Consider the following 20092-nt stretch of genomic DNA (forward strand, 5'->3'; position numbering starts at 1 on the left):
AATCGTCCTGGCGAATGCCAGCACGATTCCTTGGAGTGAGTTCAGGTCGCAATCGCGCTTGCCGCGATGTTCACCGTCAGCGCCAGCAACGCCGTGTTGTAGATGAACGACACGATGCCGTGCGCCGTTGCCGTGCGGCGGATGGTCTTGTCGGTGATGCCGACGTCGGAGACCTGCGCGGTCATGCCGATCACGAACGAGAAATAGACGAAATCCCAATAATCGGCGTGGTCTTCCTTGTCGCCGCTCGGAAACTGAAGGCCTCCTGCCGTACCGTGCCGATAATAATCATGCGCGTAATGCAGCGCGAAGGTCGTGTGCACGGCAGCCCATGACAGTGCGATTGTGGTGATCGCGATCGTCAGCTCCATGACGCCGCGATGCGACGTGCCGAGCTCGGAGACGATCGCCGCGATGCTCGCGAAGGCGCCGGTCGCCGTCACCAGCAGGATGACGAAGCGGCCGTCGTCCTGCATCGCAGCGGCGCGACGAATGTGCTGGTGGTCGTTGCACAGCATCATCGCATAGACCAGCACGAGGTAGACCGCGATCAGCGCGTCCCAGCCGAACAAGAGCCGCGTCACCAGCCGGTGCGTGCCCGGCAGCAGCAGGCAGACAAGGATGCCGACAGCGACCGCAACAAACGTTCGCGGCCGTGCATAAAGCAGCTGCATCGGCCGCGACATCTGGCGGAAGCGGGCGAGGACGGGATCCTCTTTGCCGCCGGCGGCCATCGATGCGCGTCAGTTCTTCCGTTCGGCGACGAATCGCGCCGCGGCTTGCAGCACCGCAGCGCGGTCGTCGAAGATCGACACAGCGCTGTCGGCTCGCGCGAGCAGGTCGCGCACGCGCTGCTTGGCGCCTTCAATGCCGAGCTGGGTGACGAAGGTGGTCTTGCCAAGCGCGGCGTCCTGGCCCGAGGGCTTGCCGAGCGCTGCCGCATCGCCCTCGACGTCGAGCAGATCGTCGGCGATCTGGAAGGCTTCGCCGAGCGCACGGCCGTAATCGTCGAGCGCCTGATATTCCGCACTCGAGGCCTGGCCGAGGATCGCGCCGGCGATGCAGCCATAGCGCAGAAGCGCGCCCGTCTTCATCTGCTGCAGGCGCGCGACATCGACGGGCTCGCGGTCGCCGAAGCGGCCTTCGCCGGCGAGGTCGAGGATCTGGCCACCGACCATGCCGCCAATGCCGGCGCAGCGCGCCAGCGCCCGTGTCAGCAGCAGCCGCACATTGGCGTCGCGATGGATCTCGTCGCGGGTGATGATGTCGAAGGCGAGCGTCAGCAGGCCGTCGCCGGCGAGGATTGCGGTGGCGTCATCGGTCTTCTTGTGCAGGGTGGGGCGGCCGCGGCGCAGGTCCGAATTGTCCATCGCCGGCAGGTCGTCATGGATCAGCGAGTAGCAGTGGATGCATTCGAGCGCCGCGCCCGCGAGCAGCGCGGCTTCGCGCGGCACACCGAACACGGCGGCGCTTTCGACCACCAGGAACGGCCGCAGACGCTTGCCGCCATTGAGGCTCGAATAGCGCATTGCGTCCATCAGTCGCTTGGGGCGGGCGATCTCATCGGGCAGGATGTCGTCCGACAACAGGCGCCCGAGCAGGGCCTCGGTGTCGTCAGCGGTCTTGTCCAGACGTTTGGCGAAATCGGACGGGGACGTGCCGGTCATCAAGAAAGGCTCCAGAACAAAAATTCGGCGGGACAATCCTTTATGAGTCGGCCCCAGTCAATCGTTTGGAAGGCCTAAAAACTGCTGGAAAAGGCCCGAATTATCACAGACTTAATGGCCGGCCCGTGGCCGCGTTTCATTTTGCGCCGGAAAGGTCGATTTGCGCATCGTCAAGATCCTGCTGGTCGTGCTCGCGGTCGTGGCTCTCGCGCCCTATGTGATCGCGCCGTTTTACCGGACCGGCCATCCGGTTTCGACGCTGATAGCCTGGCGTTCGCTTCGGGGCGCGCCGATGCAGCGCCAATGGATCGATCTGGCGGCGATGTCGCCGTATCTGCCGCGGTCGGTGGTGGCCGCCGAGGACGCGCATTTCTGCAAGCATCACGGCATCGATTGGGGGGCGCTGCGCGAGGCGATCGATGACGCCCAGGAGGACGGTACGCCGTTCCGGGGCGCCTCCACCATCACCCAGCAGGTCGCAAAAAACCTGTTCCTCTGGCAGGGGCGGGACTTCGTCCGCAAGGCGCTGGAATTCCCTTTGGCTCTGTGGATCGACCTCGTCTTGCCCAAGCAGCGAATCCTGGAGATCTACCTCAACATCGCAGAACTCGGCCCGCAGGGGCAGTTTGGCGTCGAGGCGGCCAGCCTCTATGCCTTCGGCAAGTCGGCCGCCAGCCTCTCCTCCCGGGAAGCCGCCCTTCTGGCCTCGATCCTGCCCAATCCGGTCAAACGCAGTGCCCGGACCCCCGGACCGGGTGTCAGGCGGCTGGCAGCAACCTATGTGGCGCGGGGGCAGGCGAGCTCGCTTGCGACCTGCTGGCACGAAAATCGCTGATTCCGGGCCCATTCCGGGCGTATTTTCCGGCCCAAGAGCCTAGCTTTACGGCCAGCCTTCCTCTATAAGCGCGGCCTTGATCGGCATTCAGCTCGCCTCGTATTGCGGGTGCTGAGCCGTCCCTTCGCGGACGATGCCCTGATGACACCAATCCCTAGAGGATAACTGAAATGGCCGTTCCGAGAAGAAAAACCTCGCCGTCGCGCCGCGGCATGCGCCGCTCGGCCGATGCCATCAAGAAGCCGACCTATGTGGAAGACAAGGACTCCGGCGAGCTCCGTCGTCCGCACCATCTCGACCTCAAGACCGGCATGTACAAGGGTCGCCAGGTCCTGAAGAAGAAAGAGTCCTGAGGGCAGGACCTTTCTTCGGGCGGGCCGATTGGCCTGCCTGATTTCGGCCACCCCATGAGATAGACGGGGAGGCGGCGGAGCAAATGCTTCGCCGCTGTATTATCCTGTCCGGATATCTTGATCGAGAAGGCATCTTGCCGATGGTCGGTTTCCCGCTACTTCTGATTCCGCTCGCGGTCTACAATATCATCGCCTTCCTGATGCCGACGGTGTCCTTTACGGACGTGCTGTTTAAGGTGCCGATGGTGTCCGGCGAGACTTGGCCGGTCACGCTTGCCGATCTGCTGCTCGCGCTCGGGGTGGTGCTGCTGCTGCTCGAGGTGGTCAAAGGCGCGCGGCCCGGCTCGAAATTCCTGATGGATCACCTGCTGTCGCTGATCGTGTTCGGCGCGGCCGCCGCCGAATTCGTGATGTGGCCCAAATTCGGCAATTCCACCTATTTCCTGCTTGTGCTGCTCGCGATGGCCGACTTCCTCGGCGGCATCGCCCAGCGCACGCGCCGTCGCGTCACCTATGTCGCCGAGACGACGATGGCTGCGCCACGCAAGGCCAAGCGCCAGGCCGAAGCGTCGGCGGACGATGTGGCGTCCGAGCGCAAATTCGAGCCGGTGATCGCGCCACAGCCGGCACCGGTCGTGCCACCCGCACCCTCGGCGCAATCCGTCGCCGAATCCGTGCTGACGGATCATCCCGCGCCGAAGCCGGTGCAAAGCGCGCCGTCGCCGGAAATCCCCTCGCCGCATCTTCAGCCGGGCAACGGCACGCCTTCCTCGCCGGATACACCGCCGCGCTGATCAAGCCACCTGCCGTGTCCGCGCGCTGACGCTCGGCAGCGGGCGCTTGCTGCCATAGGCCATCTGCGCATCTTCGGACGAGGCGCGGCGCAGCCGGCTCGCCTGGGGCAATTGCTCGGCATTGGCGATCAGCTGGGTGACGAAGCTCGGATCGGGTCGCGGCAGCGGTGCCTTATGGACCCACTGCAACGTCGGCATCAGCGGCACGAGGGCCGTGCCTGTCCCGTTGTCTCCTGCGTCCGCTCGATCAGTACTCAACATCGCAATCACCGTTGATCCGGCGGGATTGTCGCGTTTCGGGACGCTGGCGCCGGTGCGTGCCATGTACTCGCAAGCCCTATGCCGGCCGGGCCGGATTGGTTCCCGGGTGCCGACAAACGTGGTTTCCAAATTGTTTATCAACTTTGCCTAGGGTCGAGGCCGAATCTGGCTCTATCCTGTGCCGGCTCAGGACTTCCCGCTGTCCCGAAACGAGGCGACTTTGACCCCAGCATTGCCGCAAGCCTCCGACATCCTGGCCGCACTCGGCCAGGCCGTGTTCGCCTGGGACATCGCCAGCGACGTCATCGTCTGGGGTGAACAGGTCAGCGCCGTCTTCCCGGGCATTCCCGCCGAGCGGCTCGCCACCGGGGCCGAATTTGCCAAGCTGATCGAGCCTGCGCAATCGCTACGGAGCGCTGCGCTGGCGCAGACCTCTGCCGTGCACGGTGCCGGCGGCACGCCTTATCGGGTCGAGTACGGCGTGCGCATGAGTGCTTCCGATCCTGTGATCTGGGTCGAGGAAACCGGCCGCTGGTTTGCCGGTCCCGACGGCCGCCCCACGCGCGCGATCGGCTCCGTCCGCATCAACAACGAGCGTCATGCCCGCGACGAGGAATTGACGAAGCTGGCCCGGCTCGATCCGCTCACCGGCGAGCTCAACCGCTCCCATCTGATCGCGTCACTGGCCGAGGCGATCGAGGAGACGACCCGCTTCCGCTCGACCGCAGCCTTCATGCTGGTCGGCATCGATCATCTCGCCCGCGTCAACGACGCCTTCGGCTTCGACGTTGCCGACGCGGTGATCCTCGACGTCGCCAAGCGCATTCGCGCGCGCTTGCGCGGCGGCGACGTGCTCGGCCGCTTCTCCGGCAACAAGTTCGGCCTGATCCTGAAGAACTGCACCGTCGACGACATGAACGTTGCCGCCGAGCGCTTCCTCGCCGGCATCCGGGACGAGGTGGTACCGACGAAATCAGGCCCGGTCTCGGTCACCGCGTCGATCGGCGCGGTCAGCGTGCCGCGCTATGCCCGCACCACCGACGAGGCGGTCAACCGCGCCCATGAGACGCTCGACGCCGCAAAGCGCCGCCGCGTCGGCTCGTTCGCCGCATGGCGCCCGGATCCCGCGCGCGACGCGCAGCGCCGCGTTAACATCCGCGTCACCGACGAGATCGTCACCGCGCTGAACGAGCGCCGCATCAAGCTCGCCTATGAGCCGGTGGTCTCGGCCGCCTCGCGCGAACGCGCGTTCCACGAATGCCTGGTGCGGATGGATCAGGGCGATGGCCAGGTGCTGCTCGCACCCGACATCGTGCCGGTCGCCGAACGGCTCGGTCTGATTCGCCTCGTCGATCATCGCGTGCTCGAGCTCGTGGTCGCCGAGCTCGCGGCTGCACCCGACATCTGCCTCAGCCTCAACATCTCGCCCGATACGACCATGGATCCCGATTGGTGGGCGGGGATCGAGTCGCTGATGCTGGCTCATCCCGGCGTCGCCGAGCGGCTGATCGTCGAGATCACCGAAACGGTCGCGATTCAGGACATCGATGATGTCCGCGGCTTTGTCACGCGGCTGAAGAATTTCGGCAGCCGCATTGCCATCGACGATTTTGGCGCCGGCTACACCTCCTTCAGGAACCTGCGCAAGCTCGGCGTCGACATCGTCAAGATCGACGGCGCCTTCGTTCAGAACGTCACGCGGTCCGCCGACGATCGCGCCTTCGTGCAGACCCTGATCGACCTCGCCCGCCGCCTCGAAATCAAGACGGTCGCCGAATGGGTGCAGGACGAAGAGGCCGCAAGCATGCTGCGCGACTGGGGCTGCGACTACATCCAGGGTCGTCTGATCGGCCTCGCCTCAGCCGAGCGGCCATGGGGCGCACCGCCGGACAATGCGCTGCCTGCGGCAGGGTAGGTGTTTTCGTTTTCGTCGCGCGGGGATCTCGCTTCACCTCTCCTTTGCGGGAGAGGGCGGATACGTCAGGCAGTAAGTATAAACCTCCTCACGCCCCTTCGTCCAACGCCACCAGCTCACGCTTCTTGCGCAGCGCGGGCAACAGTGGTGCGATCAGCAGCACCATCGCCAGCGCAAGACACGCCGCCGAGATCGGCCGCTGCACGAAGGTCCAGAGATCGCCCTGCGACAGGATCAGCGACTTGCGCAGATTGTTCTCCAGCATCGGTCCGAGCACGAAGGCGAGTACCAGTGGCGCGGGCTCATAGCCGAGCTTGCGCATGAAATAACCGATGATCCCGAACGCGATCATCACGTAAACGTCGAACACGTTGTTGCTGGAGCAGTAGACGCCCAGGATCGTGAACAGGATGATCAGGGGGAAGAGGATGTTATAGGGCAGCTTGAGCAGTTGCACCCACATGCCGATCATCGGCAGATTGAGGATCAGCAACATGACGTTGCCGATATACATGCTGGCGACGATGCCCCAGAACAGGCCGGGGTTTTGTGTGATCAGCAGCGGCCCCGGTTGCAGGCCGTGAATGACGAACGCGCCGAGCAGCAGCGCCATCACCACGTTCGGAGGGATTCCCAAGGTCATCAGCGGAATGAACGCGCCGCCGGCCGCCGCATTGTTGGCGGATTCGGGGCCTGCGACGCCCTCGATCGCGCCTTGGCCGAACCGCTCCGGCGTTTTCGACAGCCGCTTCTCCAGCGCGTAAGACGCGAACGAGGCCACCACGGCGCCGCCACCCGGCAGGATGCCGAGCAGAAAGCCGAGCAGCGTACCGCGTGCTACGGGACCGGCGCTCGCCTGCCAATCGGCCTTGTTGGGCAAGAGCTGCGTGATCTTGGTGTTGATGATGTCGCGCTTGATCGCCTGCTCGGTGTTGAGCAGCACCTCGGCGACGCCGAACAGGCCCATCACGACGGGCACGAGGCCGATGCCGTCGATCAACTCCATGCGGCCGAAGGTCAATCGCGGCTGCGCCGTGATGCTGTCGAGGCCGATCAGGCCGAGCACGACGCCGATGCAGGCCATCAGCAGCGCCTTCGGCATCGAGCCCTGGGTCAGGAAAGTGAGCACGACGAGGCCGAGCACCATCAGGCTGAAATACTCGGCCGGGCCAAAGGCGATGGCGATACTGGCAAGCCTCGGCGCCACCAGCATCAGCGCGATCAGCGCAAAAGTGCCGGCGATGAAGGAACCGAAGGCGGAGATGCCGAGCGCGGGGCCGGCGCGGCCCTGCTTCGCCATCTGGTGGCCGTCGATGCAGGTGACAACGGAGGCAGCTTCGCCGGGGATGTTGACCAGGATCGACGTGGTCGAGCCGCCATACATCGAGCCGTAATAGATGCCGGCCATCATGATGATGCCGGATTCCGGCGTGCCCGACAGCGTCACCGGCAACAGCAACGACATCGCCGAGATCGGCCCGATGCCCGGCAGCACGCCGACCAGCGTGCCAATGAAGACACCGATGAAGCAATAGAGCAGGTTGATCCAGGTCAGCGCAACGCCGAACCCGTGCGCGACATTGGCGAGCGTATCCATGCGATCAGCCGATCCCGAACAGGCCAGAGGGCAGCTGAATCAAGAGCAGGCGCTTGAGCACCCACCACATGCCGAGCGGAACAAGCACGGCGATTGGAATCGCCAGCGTCCAGCGCACGGGATCGATCAGGCGCAACAGCAGCAGCATCAACGGGATCGACGACAACAGGAATCCCAGCGGCTCCAGTGCGAACGAGAACGCGGTGAGGCAGGCGATGACGAGAAGTGGCTTGCTCCAACGCACATTTTCCCAGCGTGAGGCCAGCGTTGGCCCGCCCTCGGTGATTGCCGAGATGATGATGCTGGTTGCGAACACGCATATCAGGATGCCCGTGTAGAACAGCACGTAGCCGGAGCCGGGATCGTTGATGGTGCCGAGCTTGAGCTTCAGCCCCGACCAGATCACGAAGGCGCCGAGTGCGAGCCCGATCGACCCGCCCCAGAGTTCGGAGTTGCTGAGGCGGAGTTTGACGTTGGTTTGGTTGTTCATCGCTTGTCTCTCAGCCGTTCCCCGGACGCTGCGCAGCACGAAGTGGTGCGCTGCAGATCCGGAGGTCCGATGGTTCGTGGCAAGGTGGTTCCGGCTCTGCGGTGCATCGCTGAAGAAGCGCTGCACCGCGTCCGGGACACGGAAGCGGCTCAGCCTATTTCTTCGCCAGCCCGAGTGTCTCGATCACCTTGCGCTCGGACTCCGTGACCTCGACAACGAACTTCTTGTAATCCTCTGTGTTCTTGTAGTTCGGCACCATGTCATATTTGGCGAGCGTTGCCACGACGGCCGGGTCTTCGACCGCCTTTTTGAACGCATCGTGCAGCTTGGCGACGATTTTCGGATCCATCCCCTTCGGGCCGGCGATGCCGAACGGGGAGTCATAGACCATGGGATAGCCGAGTTCCTTCAGCGTCGGTACATCCGGGTAATTCGGCGAGCGGGCACCAGTCCACACCATCAATAACCGCAGCTTGCCAGCGTCGACCAGCGGCCGCCATCCCGTGGAGTCTGCCTGAAGCATTGTATGCTGCCCCAGGACCGCGGCGTTGGTTTCCGCGCCGCCTTTGAACGGCACCTGGGTGAGCTTGATGCCGGACATCGCCGCGATCTGCTCCATGCCGATGTGCAGCGAGGTGCCGGTGCCCGGCGTCGCGTAGGTCACCTTGCCCGGGTTCGCCTTGGCGAACTCCACCACGTCCTTCCAACTCTTGAACTGGGACTCCGCGTTGGTGGTGACGCCGAAGGTATAGCCGGTGAGATGGATGATGTAGGTAAAATCCTTCGCCGGATCCCATGACACCTCCTGCATCAAGGGCAAGCGGAAGACGGTGATCGGGATCTGGGAGATGGTGTAGCCATCCGGCTTCGCGGCCGCGGCCATGGTTGCAGGCCCCACGGTGCCGCCGCCGCCGGCCTTGTTGTCGATCACGATGGGCTGACCCAGGACCTTCGAAGCGCTGTCGGCGATCGCCCGCATCGAGATGTCAGTCGAACCACCGGCCGGCCAGGGCACGATCAGCGTAATCGGCTTGGTAGGATAGTCCTGCGCACTGGTGGCAGTGGAGAGCACTGCGCCTATGACCGCATGTATGGCGGCAAAGGCAATCGTCTTCAGCCCGGATCGCGACATAGAAACGCCTCCCTCGCAGCGGCCTCGCTCAAGCCGCCGTCTCTCATTTTGTGGGACGATTGTTCCCGAAATCACGAGAGAAGAAAAGCGCCATTGCGTCTGTGCCAGGCAAGGAGCGAGACGGCACTTCCGCCGGAAACCATCCATGCGACAATTGGTCGTTCGGCGGCGTGCCGAGATACGGAATTTGAGCGGGCGAAGCCGCTACGCCACGCGCCGGATTGCGCTCAGCGTCTCGATGATGCCGCCGACTTCGGCCGCCGGGCACGGCTTGCCGAAATAATAGCCCTGCACGGCGGTGCAGCCGCATTCGCGCACGAAGTCGAGTTGCTCCGCGGTCTCCACCCCCTCCGCCGTGGTCTCGACCCCGAGCACGGAGCCGAGGCTGGCGATGGTGCGGACGATGGCGACGCTTTCGGGGCTCTCGCCGAGGGTGCCGACGAAAGAGCGGTCGATCTTGATGCGATCGAACGGAAATTTGCGCAAATAGCTCAGCGAGGAATAGCCGACGCCAAAATCGTCGAGGCTGACCCGCACGCCGAGTGCGCGGAGCTGGTGCAGGATCTCTATCGTCGCCTCGCTGTCGTCGAGCAGCGCCGTCTCGGTGACCTCGAGCTCGAGGCGTTGTGGCGACAGGCCGGCTTCCGCAAGTGCGCTCGTGACCATCGTCACCAAGCCGCGCGAGCGGAACTGCACCGGCGACAGGTTTACCGCGATGGTGACCTCGGGCCAGGATACAGCGGACGCACAGGCGGTTCGCAGCACCCTTTCGCCGATCGGGACGATCAGCCCGGTCTCTTCCGCGATCGGAATGAATTCGGCCGGCGAGACGAAGCCGCGCGAGGGATGCTTCCAGCGCAACAGCGCTTCGAAGCCGGTCAGCTCGGAATTGTCGAGCCGCACTTGCGGCTGGAACACGAGATGGAATTCACGTGCTTCCAACGCGCCGCGCAGATCGTGCTCCAGCGCATGCCGGCTGCGCGCCTCTTCCTCCATCTCGGGCTCGAACAGCTGATAGGCGCCGCGGCCCTTGGCCTTAGCCTGGTAAAGGGCGAGGTCGGCGCATTTCATTAGCTCGTCGGCATCGAGCCCGTGGTCGGGCGCGACCGCGATACCGACGGAGACGCCGATATGGATCGACTGGTTTTCCAGCGGCGGGGGGTGGCCGATGATCTCGACCAGGCGACGGGCGAGCTTTTCAGCCGATTGCGGCTGCGGTCCGCGTTGGAGCACGGCGAATTCGTCGCCGCCGAGCCGCGCGACGGTATCATGCTCGCCGACATTCTCCTTCAGCCGCGCCGCAACCCAGCGCAGCAGGCGGTCGCCTGCCGCGTGGCCGAGGCGGTCGTTGACGGTCTTGAAATTATCGAGGTCGAAACACAGCACCGCCATCGCGCCGCCGGCGATCGCGACCTGGTTCAGCCCCTCGCTCATCTTCTCGCGGAACAGCGTGCGATTGGGCAGGTCTGTCAGCGAATCGTGGCGTGCCATGTGCGCGACGCGGGCCTGGGCCTTGTGGCGCTCGGTGACATCCTCATAGGTGACGACCCAGCCGCCAAGCTCCATCCGCTTGTGATTGAGCTTGATGATGCGGCCGTCGCTCAAATGGCGATGCAGCGTGTGCTCGCCCTCGCGCAGCCTCTCGACATAGTCGGCATAGAGCCGCGCGCCCGTGGTGTTCGGATGGATGCCGAGCTCGCAGCTGTGCTCCATGATCTCGCGCATCGAGACGCCCGGCTTCACGATCTCGGTCGAGAGGCCGTACATCTCGATATAGCGGCGGTTGCAGACGATGACGCGCAGGCTCGAATCGAGCATGCACAGGCCCTGGCTCATGTTGTTCAATGCGGCGTCGAAACGTCGATACTGCTCGCTCAGCTCCTCGATGGCGCGCTCGCGTTCGGTGATGTCCTCGTAGGTGGCGACGAAGCCGCCATCGGGCAGTGCACAATAGCGCACCGAGATCACGATCCCGTTGGACATGCGCCGTCGCATCGGCGAGGAATCGCGGTTCGCGATCCTCGCGCTGGCGGCTTCCAGGAGTTGTTGCGGGCTGTATTCGGAAGCGAACGCGCCGTTCGCCATCGACCGCTCGATCAGCTCGGAAAGATGCGTGCCGGGCCGTGTCTCCTCGGGCGACAGTCGGCAGATCGTGCGGTAGGTGGTGTTGCAGACGCGAAGCCGCATCTCGCTATCGTAGAAAGCGAGTCCGTGCGCCATGTTCTCCAGCGCCGCATCGAGGATGAAGTTCTGCTGCCTCAGCGTTTCCTCGTATTGCAGCCGCTCGGTGACGTCCTCGTGCACCGTCACCCAGCCGCCGTCGGGAAGGAAGCGGGAGACCGCCTGCACCATCCGCCCGTCATAGCGCATGACCAGCAGGGTTTTCGCTTTCCTGGCGCGCACGTCAGCCAGCCTGGTGTGATGGAACTCATCGGCCGACATGCCCGTCAGGTTGCCGCGCGACATCCAGTGCTCGATCACTGTGCTGTGCGAGATGCCCGGCTTCACGATTTCGGAGTCGAGGTTGTAAAGGTCAAGGAACCGGCCGTTGCAGACGACGACGCGGCTGTCGGCATCGTACATGATGAGGCCGTGCGACATGTTCGCGAGCGCGTGCTGGCTACGCTCCGTCTGCACGCGCAATTCCGCCTCGAGTCGGGCGAGACGACTGACGTCGTCGCAGATCGTCATCCAGCCGCCGCCGGGGAGAGGCTTCAGCTCGAGCGCCATGACGAGGCCGCTGGCAAGCCGCTGTTCGGTGCGGAATGGCTTGCCCCCTGCAATTTGCGCCAACCGCGCCGAGTAAAGTGCATCAATCTCGTCCTGCGGAAAGTTTCCGCGCGTCGCGCTGTGGGCAAGCACCTCGCGATAGCTCGTGCCCACCCGCACGATATCGGCCGACATGTCGAACAGCGTGAGGTAGCGCTGATTGACCAGCACGATCCGGTTGTGGGCATCGTAGACGCAGACGCCCTGCTCCATGTGGTCGAGCGCAAGCTGGCTGAGCGCGACCAGGGCCTCGGGGGCCTGTTCGCGGTGTGCACCATGCTCGTTCTCGCGGGTCGACATCATGAGAGTCGTGGATCTCGGCGGGCAATAGACTTAACGCGACGTAATTCAGCCGCCGAGGGTAGCGAAGAGGCCGGAAAATTCCCTTAAGGGCAGTAGTTTACGGAGAGTGACCGGCGGTGCAGAGATGCGTGTGCACGGAGTATCACTGTCATCCTGAGGTGCCGGAGCATAGCTGAGATCTGGAAGGGCGTCGGGCCGGCTGCATCGCGGCCGGTTCATCCTTCGAGGCGTGCCGCGCTGCACAGGGCGAGCACCTCCGGATGACGGGCCAAGGCGCAGCCTGCCGGCCTGCTCAAGGCCCGTACAGCACCAGTTCCGTGTCGGTGAGATCGGCGAGCTGCGGCCGGTGCGGGCCCTTGAAATATTTGCGGCCGCGCCGTTCGGTGTAGAGGCCGACGAGGCCGGGAAGCGGGCCGTTGGAATCGACGGCCACCGCAATCTTGCCGAGCCGCAGCAACAGCCGGCCGATCCGGCCGGCGCAAGTGGCATATTCGGCGGTGTTGCGGCAGTAGATCAGCTTCATCGCAGGCGGCGCAATGAAGCCGCGGCGGATGCGCACCGGTTGCAGGATGAAGGGGAACGTTCCCTCCGGTGTGCGGCAGACGAGGCTGAGGCAATTGTAGCGCGCATGTCGTGTCAGCAACTCGGTCTCGGGTTCGCCAAGCCCCTGGATCGCCTTGGCGTGCGGCGAGATCACCTCGATCGTGCTCCAGCGCGGGGGGCGCGCCAGCGCAGGCACCGAGAAGAATATCCCGCAGCAATAGGCGCGAAAGCCCTGCGTCTCGATGATCGGCCAGGTCCACGGCGCCGGGCTGATGTTGAGATAAGTGACGTCCTTGTGCCGCTGCGCGATCTTGGTCAGCAGCGGCGCGTAGTTGCGGTAGGCCGGATCGACATACCAGCTCGACAAATTGCACTGGATGGCGGTCTCTTCGCCGTGCTGGCGCGCCGTGTAGATCAATAGCAGTACGCCGACCGGTGTGCCGTCATCCTCGAGCATGTAGCCGAAGCGCGGATAGCCCTCCGGCACGGTCCGGAAAGCCTGCCGGCGCAGGCCTTGTATCCAATAGTCCCGCGAGCGGCCGATGAAGCCGCCCGTCAGCAGGTCCGCGATGGCTTCGACATCGGGCTCGGTGATTTCGCGGCATCGGACCTTGGTGTGGATCACGCTCGTCTTGCCCGTGGAAATGGTCAGCCTCGTGAGTTCCGTTAGCGCCAGCCTTCGCCGTGGGCCTCGGCCGCAACATGCGGCTGTAAGCCCAGGACGTCCCGCACCCTGGCTGGCCAGGAAGCGGTATCAGTGCCGTGGGTGTGAAACAGGGCGACCGCGAGCCGGTCCATGCCGAAGGCAACGCAGCCGGTGTGGGCCGGCTCGCCATTGGCATCCTGAATGCCCCAGGTCGTGCCGAAATGCTCGCGGTGATAGTTGAAGCTCATGCAGGCGGTCGGCTGCTGCTCCGAGCGCAGCGGGATCAGGAGCTCGAACTTCAGCTGCTGCTGCTTCTGGCTCACCGCCTTCATCTGGCCGACGCGGCCGAAGAAAGGATCGCTGGCGTAGTCGACGCGGAAGGTCAGGCCGAGGTCGCGGGCGATCGCCTGCGCGCGCACCATCCAGCGCTCGCGGAAGTCGGCGACGTCATCGGGGCTGCCGATACAGACATATTCGCGCATCCGGAACGATTGCAGGCGGTCGAGATGCTTTGACGGCTCGCGGCGGAAGCAATCGGCGGCGACGTCGAAGCGCAGACCGCCCTTCGGCAATTGGCCTCGGCTTGCTGCGATCGGGTAGACGGGATAGCAGGCGGCTGGCGACAGCACGAGGTCGGCCGGCGAGAGCGATGAGGTCCAGTCGCCACCGGCATCAAAGCGGCTCACCGCAGCGTTGATCTCGCGTTCGGTGCCGTGCAGCCCGCAGACGCAGCCGAGCAGGTTCGGAAAGCTCTTGAGGTAGCCGGATTTCTCCAGCTGAGCCCGGCTCATCACCGGCGGAAAGCGCATCACCTCGGTTCCGGCCTCGCGATGGCCAGTGATCAGCGTGGCGAGCTTCTCGACGATGCCCTCGTAGAGCGCGGTGCGGGCGTAGACCCCGTCCGAGCCCATGCGGTGGAATAGCTTGTCGATGAGATGATCGAGCGGATCGATGATCTCTGGTGCGGTCGCGGGCGAATTGGGGAGGACGGCAATGTTCATGGAGTTGATGTCCTGCTATCTCAAATTGTTCTTGTTGGTTCAGTCGCCAAGGCTAGTCGGTCATGAAGGCACGTCAGTCACGAAGGCTCAATGGAACGCCGCTCATCAGCGTCGATGTCGCGGCGTTGGCGAGAATACGGTCATTGTTGATCATGATCGGCGACGACAGAACGTCGCGCAGGTGGCGGCCCATGGTGAACTCACCGTCGTTGCGGTAGCCGGAAAGGCCCGCTGTGCGCATCGCATGCATCACAGTCTCGACCGCGAGCTCGGAGGCCTGCACCTTTAAAAGCGTGATCGAGGATTGGAAGTCGAGCGAGCTCAGCGCGCGCTCGTCATGCTCGGCGCCGGCGAAGGCGTCGATGTTGGCAGCGATCAGCGCGCGCAGCTTTGCGAGTGACATCTTCGCGGCGGTGAAATGCGCCGCGGCCGGCGGCATTTGTCCGCCGGAGCTGCGGGCCGCTTTGCGAATGAAGGCCTGCGCACGGGTCACCGCGGCGGCGGCAATGCCGGCCCAAGCGGACGACCAGCATAGATGCGCGAATGGCGTCATGGTCTGGGCGTGGATCTTGTCATAGGATTCCGGGAAAACGCGGTCGGCGGGGCAATCCACCTTCAGCTCGAAACCGGTCGAGCAGGTGCCGCGCATGCCGAGCGTTTCCCAACCCAGCGTGCGCTTCAGCGAATAATCGTCCTTGGCGAGTGCCAGCAGCACTTGGTCGGAAGCGGCAGCGTCAGTGGCGCGGCGGGCGATGGTGACGAGACCGTCGGCTTCGGCGCCGTAGGAGATCACGGTGGCGTCGCGTACTAGCGACACGATGTCGCCGGCGTGATCGACGGCGGCGGCGCTGGCGCGGATGTTGCCGCCGTTCTGTCCCTCGGTGGTGGAAGAGGCGAGCAGCCACTGGTCGCGCGCGACCCGGCGCATCATGGTTTCCATCCAGGGGATGCCGTGGCCGTGCCTGACGACGCAGGCAACCTTGGTCTGGTGCATCGCGTAGATCATCGCGGTGGAAGCGCAGGCGCGTCCGAGCGTATAGCAGATGTCGGTGACATCGTAGATTGAGGCGCCAAAGCCGCCGAATTCGACCGGGATCATGACGCCAAGCAGTTTCTGCTCGCGCGCAACCTCGAAAGCCTTGTGGGGGAAGCGGGCGTCGCGATCGACCCCGTCTGCGTCGGCCGCTGCGGCAGCGGCTGTCCGGGCGGCACGCTCGATCAGGGAGGGGCCCTGCTCGAGAAAGCTCGTCTGCGTTTCGTCGACAGTGAGGACTGCTTCACGCACGTTCATGCTCGTCCGCCTCCGGTTCGCCGTTCGAGATCGCCGCCATCATTCGCGATGCCGCCGGCGATCCTCCGACCATCTTTGCTTGTGAGACGAGGCTACGGATTTAATTCAAATTCGTCGATGAAATAGAGGGTAAACAAAGCCCAATTCCGAACGAACAGTTAAGGTCAGGTTGTTGGAGGGGGCCGAAATTCAGCGGACCCGTTAGGATTCTGGAAGAGCCCTCCAAATTTTAGTCAATCTGAGTCATCGTTTACTAAGAAGGACGAAGTAATCCTCGCGCCCATTGCGGGATCGACTGGCCGTGCCCATCGTAGCCGGCAGTCCGGTCCGCCTCCGATAGACAGATGGGAATTTGCCGATGCAGGCTTTCAATACCGACATGCGCAATCGCATCATCAAGCTGGTGAAGGGCATCATCGAACAGAACTCGCTCACGGCGGACATCACGCCATCGGCGAAGCTCGTCGATGTCGGCCTGACCTCGATGGACATGGTCAATCTGATGCTCGGCGTCGAGGCCGAGTTCGACTTCACCATCCCGCAAGCCGAAATCACGCCGGAGAATTTCCAGACCGTCGAGACGCTGGAGCGGATGATCGCAGCTCAGCTGCAGCCGGCGAACGCAGCTTAGTTGAACCACTGCGGTCGTTCTGGCGAAAGCCAAGACCCATTTCCCAGGGAGCAGTTTTGCGGAGACCGGTCGTTCGGGACAAAGACCGTTCGCAACCGATAGACGTCGCAGTATGGGTCCTGCTTTCGCCAAGGCGACACCGATGGCGTGGCGATAGCGCCCGTTTCCTGACCACACCACCACCCCGTTCCAAATCTGGCGCAAAACTGGCATAGCTTGACCATGTCGCACGTGGCGGATGGGATGGAGCAGGCATGACGCAGGCGGTATTGGGCATCATCGGCGGTTCCGGCATCTATGATCTGCCGGGCCTAGAGGGTGCGCACGAAGAGGAGATCAAGAGCCCCTGGGGCGAGCCGTCAGCGCCCCTGCGCCGCGGCTCCATCGCCGGCTTGCCGATCGTGTTCCTTCCGCGGCACGACAAGGGACACCGACTGTCGCCCTCCGACATCAACTACCGCGCCAATATCGACGTCCTGAAGCGCGCAGGTGTCACCGACCTGATCTCGCTGTCGGCCTGCGGCTCCTTCAGGGAGGAACTTCCGCCCGGCACCTTCGTGCTGGTCGATCAGTTCGTCGACCGCACCCACAAGCGCGAGAGCTCGTTCTTCGGCCGCGGCTGCGTCGCCCATGTCTCGATGGCCCATCCGGTCTCGCCACGGCTGCGAATCCATCTTGCCGCAGCGGCCGAAGCCGAGGGGATCGCAATCGCGCGTAGCGGCACCTATGTCTGCATGGAGGGGCCGCAATTCTCCACTTATGCGGAGAGCATGACTTACAAGACGCTGGGCTATTCCGTGATCGGCATGACCAACATGCCCGAGGCCAAGCTCGCGCGGGAAGCCGAAATTTGCTATGCCACCGTTGCGATGGTGACGGATTTCGACTGCTGGCATCCCGACCACGATGCCGTGACCGTGCAGGACATCATCCGTGTGCTGAATTCGAACGCCGACAAGGCGAAGGCGCTGGTCGCGCGGCTGGCAAGGGATTTTCCGCGCGAACATGAGCCGTGCCCGATCGGCTCGGATCGCGCGCTCGACACCGCCCTGATCACGGCGCACGAGGCCCGGGATCCCGAGCTTTTGAAGAAACTCGATGCGGTGGCGGGGCGCATCCTGCGCGGTTGAGACGAAAGGCAGAATGCCATGAAGGTCGACGGCAAGCATTTTCGCAGCATCTGGCGCCAGCGCGACGGCTGGTCGGTCGGCGCGATCGACCAGCGCAGGTTGCCCCACGAGTTTGTTGTTGCGGAGCTGACGTCATGCGAGGAGGCGGCGGTCGCCATCCGCGACATGCTGGTGCGCGGCGCGCCGCTGATCGGCGCCACCGCCGCTTACGGCATCGCGCTCGCGATGCGCGAGGACGCCTCCGACGCCGGCCTGAAGCGTGCCTATGACACGCTCGTCGTGGCGCGGCCGACCGCGATCAATCTGAAATGGGCGCTGGACGAGATGCGCGCGAGGCTCGCACCGATCGATCCGGTTGAACGGGCGGAGGCGGCCTACGCGCGCGCCGACGAGATCGTCGAGCAGGATGTCGAAATCAACCGCGGCATTGCCGGCAACGGCCTGAAGCTGATCGAGGCGATCGCGGCGAAGAAGCCGGGCGATACGGTCAACGTTCTCACTCATTGCAACGCCGGCTGGCTTGCGACGGTCGACTGGGGCACCGCGACGGCGCCGATCTATCTTGCGCATGAGCGCGGCATCAAGATCCATGTCTGGGTCGACGAGACCCGCCCGCGCAATCAGGGCGCCTCGCTCACGGCTTGGGAGCTCGGCCATCACGGCGTGCCGCACACGGTGATCCCGGACAATACCGGTGGCCATCTGATGCAGCACAGCATGGTCGACCTCGCCATCGTCGGCACCGACCGCGTCGCTGCCAATGGCGACGTCTGCAACAAGATCGGCACCTATCTGAAGGCGCTCGCCGCGCACGACAACGGTGTGCCGTTCTACGTGGCGCTGCCGTCGCCGACGATCGATTTCGCCGTCCATGACGGCATCCGTGACATCCCGATCGAGCAGCGCAGTGGCTCTGAGGTCACCGACATGACCGGCCGCACCGCGGATGGGAGACTGGAGACGGTGCGCATCGTGCCGGAGGGCTCCCCGGTCGCGAATTATGCATTCGATGTGACACCGGCGCGGCTCGTGACCGGCCTCATCACCGAGCGCGGCGTGCTGAAGCCCGACCGCGCCTCGCTCGCGGCCGCGTTTCCGGAGCGGATCGCCTCCGCTGCAGAATAGGTTGGACTAGCAGAGCTTCAACCCCGTCGCGACCTCGAGCTCGGCGATGGCCTGGGCCCCGCTGGTGACCTTGATCGTGGTCATGCCCATCTCGCGAGCCGGCTTGAGATTGACGCCGAGATCGTCGAGATAAACGCAATTGTTGGGATCAACCTTCAGCGTCTCGACCATCAGCCGGTAGATGCGTGGATCGGGTTTGCGCAGGCCGATTTTGGCGGACTCGATGACGTGATCGAACAGTGCCATCACCTCGGCAATGTAGAGCGTGCGTCCCGTCAGGCTGCCGATGGCGTTGGCCGGCAGGTTGTTGGTGATGCAGCCGGTCTTGAATTGCGCCTTGATGCGCTTCAGCGCCTCGACCATCTCGGGACGCAGATCGCCCTGGAGCAGCGGCAGCACGTCGCGCCCGCGCACTTCTGCGCCAAGCGCTCGTGATTCCTCGGCGAACAAAAGATCGAACGTGTCGATATCCACCTCGGCGCGTTCAAACTTGGCCCAGGCATTTTCCAGATGGTTGGCGGCGTTGGTGCGCCGTATGATGTCGATGGGCAGGCCACGCTCGGTCTCGAACCGGGCGAACGCCTCGAACGGTGAGCTCGTCAACACGCCGCCAAAATCAAAGATCACAGCCTCGATCGTCAAGGTCCCGTCCTCGTCAATTCAGTGCCAGGATGGCTGACAAGACGGCTAGCACGCGCTATCGGCAAGGGCCAGCCTGAAGCAAACTCCGCCCCTTGACCGAAGGGCCTGCCAGACGTGTTCCCATGAAGACAATTGCGACATTCATCACCGCCATTCTGCTGCTCGCCACGCCTGCTCGCGCCATCGTCGGCGGCGGCACGCCGCAAGCGGAGGGTGTCGCGCGCGCCATCGTCACCATCGTTGGCTCGCGCGGCAATTTTTGCACCGGCAGCCTGATTGCACCGAAGCTGGTGCTGACGGTCGCTCACTGCGTGCAGCCCGGCGCGGACTACAAGATTGTCGATCGCGGCGGCGACGGCCAGCCGCAATTGCTGAACGTCCGTTCTGTCGCGATCCATCCGAATTTCAACATGCAGGCGATGCAGGCGCATCGGGCGACCGCCGACGTGGCACTGCTGCAACTGGAAATTCCACTGAAGGGAAAATCGACGGTGCCGGTCGGTGCACCGGATATTCCAATCCGCGTCGGCAGCCGCTTTACCATCGCCGGCGTCGGCGTCACAGTTCGCGGTGATGGCAAGAGCGGTGGCATTACGCGTGTGGCTGCGCTGGTCGCCACCGGCCAGCCCGGCACGCTGCAGATCCGGCTAGTTGATCCCCTAACCAACGGTGTTCGTGACGGAATCGGCGCTTGTACCGGCGATTCCGGCGGACCGGTGTTCGAGGACAAGCCGAACGGTGCCGTGCTCGTTGGCGTCGTCAGTTGGTCGACCGGGCCGAACGGCGCCGCAGGTTGCGGCGGGTTGACCGGGGTCACTCCGCTCACGCTCTACCGGGATTGGATCTTGCAGACCGCACGGAGCTGGGGTGCGGCACTGTGATTTGACCGCGACCGGATCTATGTCATGTTGAAACGGAAGCGCGATGGGCGACACTGCCTGTCGCGGAGGAAACGCGCCGTCCAGTC

The 20092-nt window shown here is 64.1% G+C and carries 19 protein-coding genes; 8 read left to right on the plus strand and 11 right to left on the minus strand.

Annotated elements, in window-relative coordinates; all coding sequences use genetic code 11:
• Positions 1-41: 41 nt before the first annotated feature.
• Positions 42-734, minus strand: coding sequence for a DUF1345 domain-containing protein (locus tag IVA91_RS10315; protein ID WP_247281955.1), 693 nt, complete (start codon positions 732-734; stop codon positions 42-44).
• A 9-nt stretch (positions 735-743) separates the two neighbouring features.
• Entirely contained in the window at positions 744-1667 is a 924-nt protein-coding gene (locus IVA91_RS10320; RefSeq protein ID WP_247281954.1) for a polyprenyl synthetase family protein, read from the minus strand.
• A 160-nt stretch (positions 1668-1827) separates the two neighbouring features.
• Here IVA91_RS10320 and mtgA point away from each other — a divergent pair, with 160 nt between their 5' ends.
• From mtgA to IVA91_RS10335, 3 genes are all read left to right on the plus strand, one after another.
• Positions 1828-2502 carry a monofunctional biosynthetic peptidoglycan transglycosylase gene (gene mtgA, locus IVA91_RS10325; RefSeq protein WP_247281953.1) on the plus strand — a complete coding sequence of 225 codons (675 nt, stop codon included), beginning with the start codon at positions 1828-1830 and terminating at the stop codon, positions 2500-2502.
• A 170-nt stretch (positions 2503-2672) separates the two neighbouring features.
• Positions 2673-2855 (plus strand): 50S ribosomal protein L32, encoded by a 183-nt coding sequence (rpmF, locus tag IVA91_RS10330; protein ID WP_007598106.1) that lies wholly within the window; start codon positions 2673-2675, stop codon positions 2853-2855.
• Positions 2856-2995: 140 nt separating this feature from the next.
• Positions 2996-3649 (plus strand): hypothetical protein, encoded by a 654-nt coding sequence (locus IVA91_RS10335; RefSeq protein WP_247282054.1) that lies wholly within the window; start codon positions 2996-2998, stop codon positions 3647-3649.
• Here the strand turns inward: IVA91_RS10335 and IVA91_RS10340 are convergent, their stop codons facing one another.
• Positions 3650-3910, minus strand: coding sequence for a hypothetical protein (locus IVA91_RS10340; protein ID WP_247282053.1), 261 nt, complete (start codon positions 3908-3910; stop codon positions 3650-3652).
• 220 nt (positions 3911-4130) lie between these two features.
• Here IVA91_RS10340 and IVA91_RS10345 point away from each other — a divergent pair, with 220 nt between their 5' ends.
• Positions 4131-5825 (plus strand): bifunctional diguanylate cyclase/phosphodiesterase, encoded by a 1695-nt coding sequence (locus IVA91_RS10345; protein ID WP_247281952.1) that lies wholly within the window; start codon positions 4131-4133, stop codon positions 5823-5825.
• An 88-nt stretch (positions 5826-5913) separates the two neighbouring features.
• Here IVA91_RS10345 and IVA91_RS10350 read toward each other — a convergent pair whose 3' ends face one another.
• The 7 genes from IVA91_RS10350 to IVA91_RS10380 all read right to left on the minus strand — a co-directional run bounded on the left by IVA91_RS10350 (position 5914) and on the right by IVA91_RS10380 (position 15597).
• The gene (locus IVA91_RS10350; RefSeq protein ID WP_247281951.1) at positions 5914-7422 is read right to left on the minus strand and encodes a tripartite tricarboxylate transporter permease; all 1509 of its coding nucleotides are present in this window, start codon (positions 7420-7422) and stop codon (positions 5914-5916) included.
• 4 nt (positions 7423-7426) lie between these two features.
• The gene (locus IVA91_RS10355) at positions 7427-7912 is read right to left on the minus strand and encodes a tripartite tricarboxylate transporter TctB family protein (RefSeq protein ID WP_247281950.1); all 486 of its coding nucleotides are present in this window, start codon (positions 7910-7912) and stop codon (positions 7427-7429) included.
• 154 nt (positions 7913-8066) lie between these two features.
• On the minus strand, positions 8067-9044 hold the full coding sequence (locus IVA91_RS10360; protein ID WP_247281949.1) for a tripartite tricarboxylate transporter substrate binding protein: 978 nt from the start codon (positions 9042-9044) through the stop codon (positions 8067-8069).
• 204 nt (positions 9045-9248) lie between these two features.
• A complete protein-coding gene (locus IVA91_RS10365; RefSeq protein ID WP_247450634.1) occupies positions 9249-12116 on the minus strand; it encodes a PAS-domain containing protein in 2868 nt (955 codons plus the stop codon).
• A 292-nt stretch (positions 12117-12408) separates the two neighbouring features.
• Positions 12409-13284 carry an acyl-CoA acyltransferase gene (locus IVA91_RS10370; RefSeq protein ID WP_247281947.1) on the minus strand — a complete coding sequence of 292 codons (876 nt, stop codon included), beginning with the start codon at positions 13282-13284 and terminating at the stop codon, positions 12409-12411.
• 41 nt (positions 13285-13325) lie between these two features.
• The gene (locus tag IVA91_RS10375; RefSeq protein ID WP_247281946.1) at positions 13326-14306 is read right to left on the minus strand and encodes an amino acid--[acyl-carrier-protein] ligase; all 981 of its coding nucleotides are present in this window, start codon (positions 14304-14306) and stop codon (positions 13326-13328) included.
• Between the two features lie 73 nt (positions 14307-14379).
• Complete coding sequence (locus IVA91_RS10380; RefSeq protein ID WP_247281945.1) at positions 14380-15597, minus strand: acyl-CoA dehydrogenase family protein; 1218 nt, start codon at positions 15595-15597, stop codon at positions 14380-14382.
• Between the two features lie 358 nt (positions 15598-15955).
• Between IVA91_RS10380 and IVA91_RS10385 the strand changes: the two genes are divergently transcribed.
• The 3 genes from IVA91_RS10385 (at position 15956) to mtnA (ending at position 18483) form a co-directional block, all read left to right on the plus strand.
• On the plus strand, positions 15956-16228 hold the full coding sequence (locus IVA91_RS10385; RefSeq protein ID WP_247281944.1) for a phosphopantetheine-binding protein: 273 nt from the start codon (positions 15956-15958) through the stop codon (positions 16226-16228).
• 254 nt (positions 16229-16482) lie between these two features.
• Entirely contained in the window at positions 16483-17358 is an 876-nt protein-coding gene (locus tag IVA91_RS10390) for an S-methyl-5'-thioadenosine phosphorylase (RefSeq protein ID WP_247281943.1), read from the plus strand.
• A gap of 18 nt (positions 17359-17376) precedes the next feature.
• Entirely contained in the window at positions 17377-18483 is a 1107-nt protein-coding gene (gene mtnA, locus IVA91_RS10395; RefSeq protein ID WP_247281942.1) for an S-methyl-5-thioribose-1-phosphate isomerase, read from the plus strand.
• Between the two features lie 6 nt (positions 18484-18489).
• On the opposite strand, the gene IVA91_RS10400 is transcribed toward mtnA, so the two are convergent.
• A complete protein-coding gene (locus IVA91_RS10400; RefSeq protein ID WP_247281941.1) occupies positions 18490-19125 on the minus strand; it encodes an HAD-IA family hydrolase in 636 nt (211 codons plus the stop codon).
• A 122-nt stretch (positions 19126-19247) separates the two neighbouring features.
• Between IVA91_RS10400 and IVA91_RS10405 the strand changes: the two genes are divergently transcribed.
• The gene (locus IVA91_RS10405; protein WP_247281940.1) at positions 19248-20006 is read left to right on the plus strand and encodes a trypsin-like serine protease; all 759 of its coding nucleotides are present in this window, start codon (positions 19248-19250) and stop codon (positions 20004-20006) included.
• Positions 20007-20092 lie beyond the last annotated feature (86 nt).

It is taken from the genome of Bradyrhizobium sp. 153 (assembly GCF_023073835.1).
Classification (GTDB): domain Bacteria; phylum Pseudomonadota; class Alphaproteobacteria; order Rhizobiales; family Xanthobacteraceae; genus Bradyrhizobium.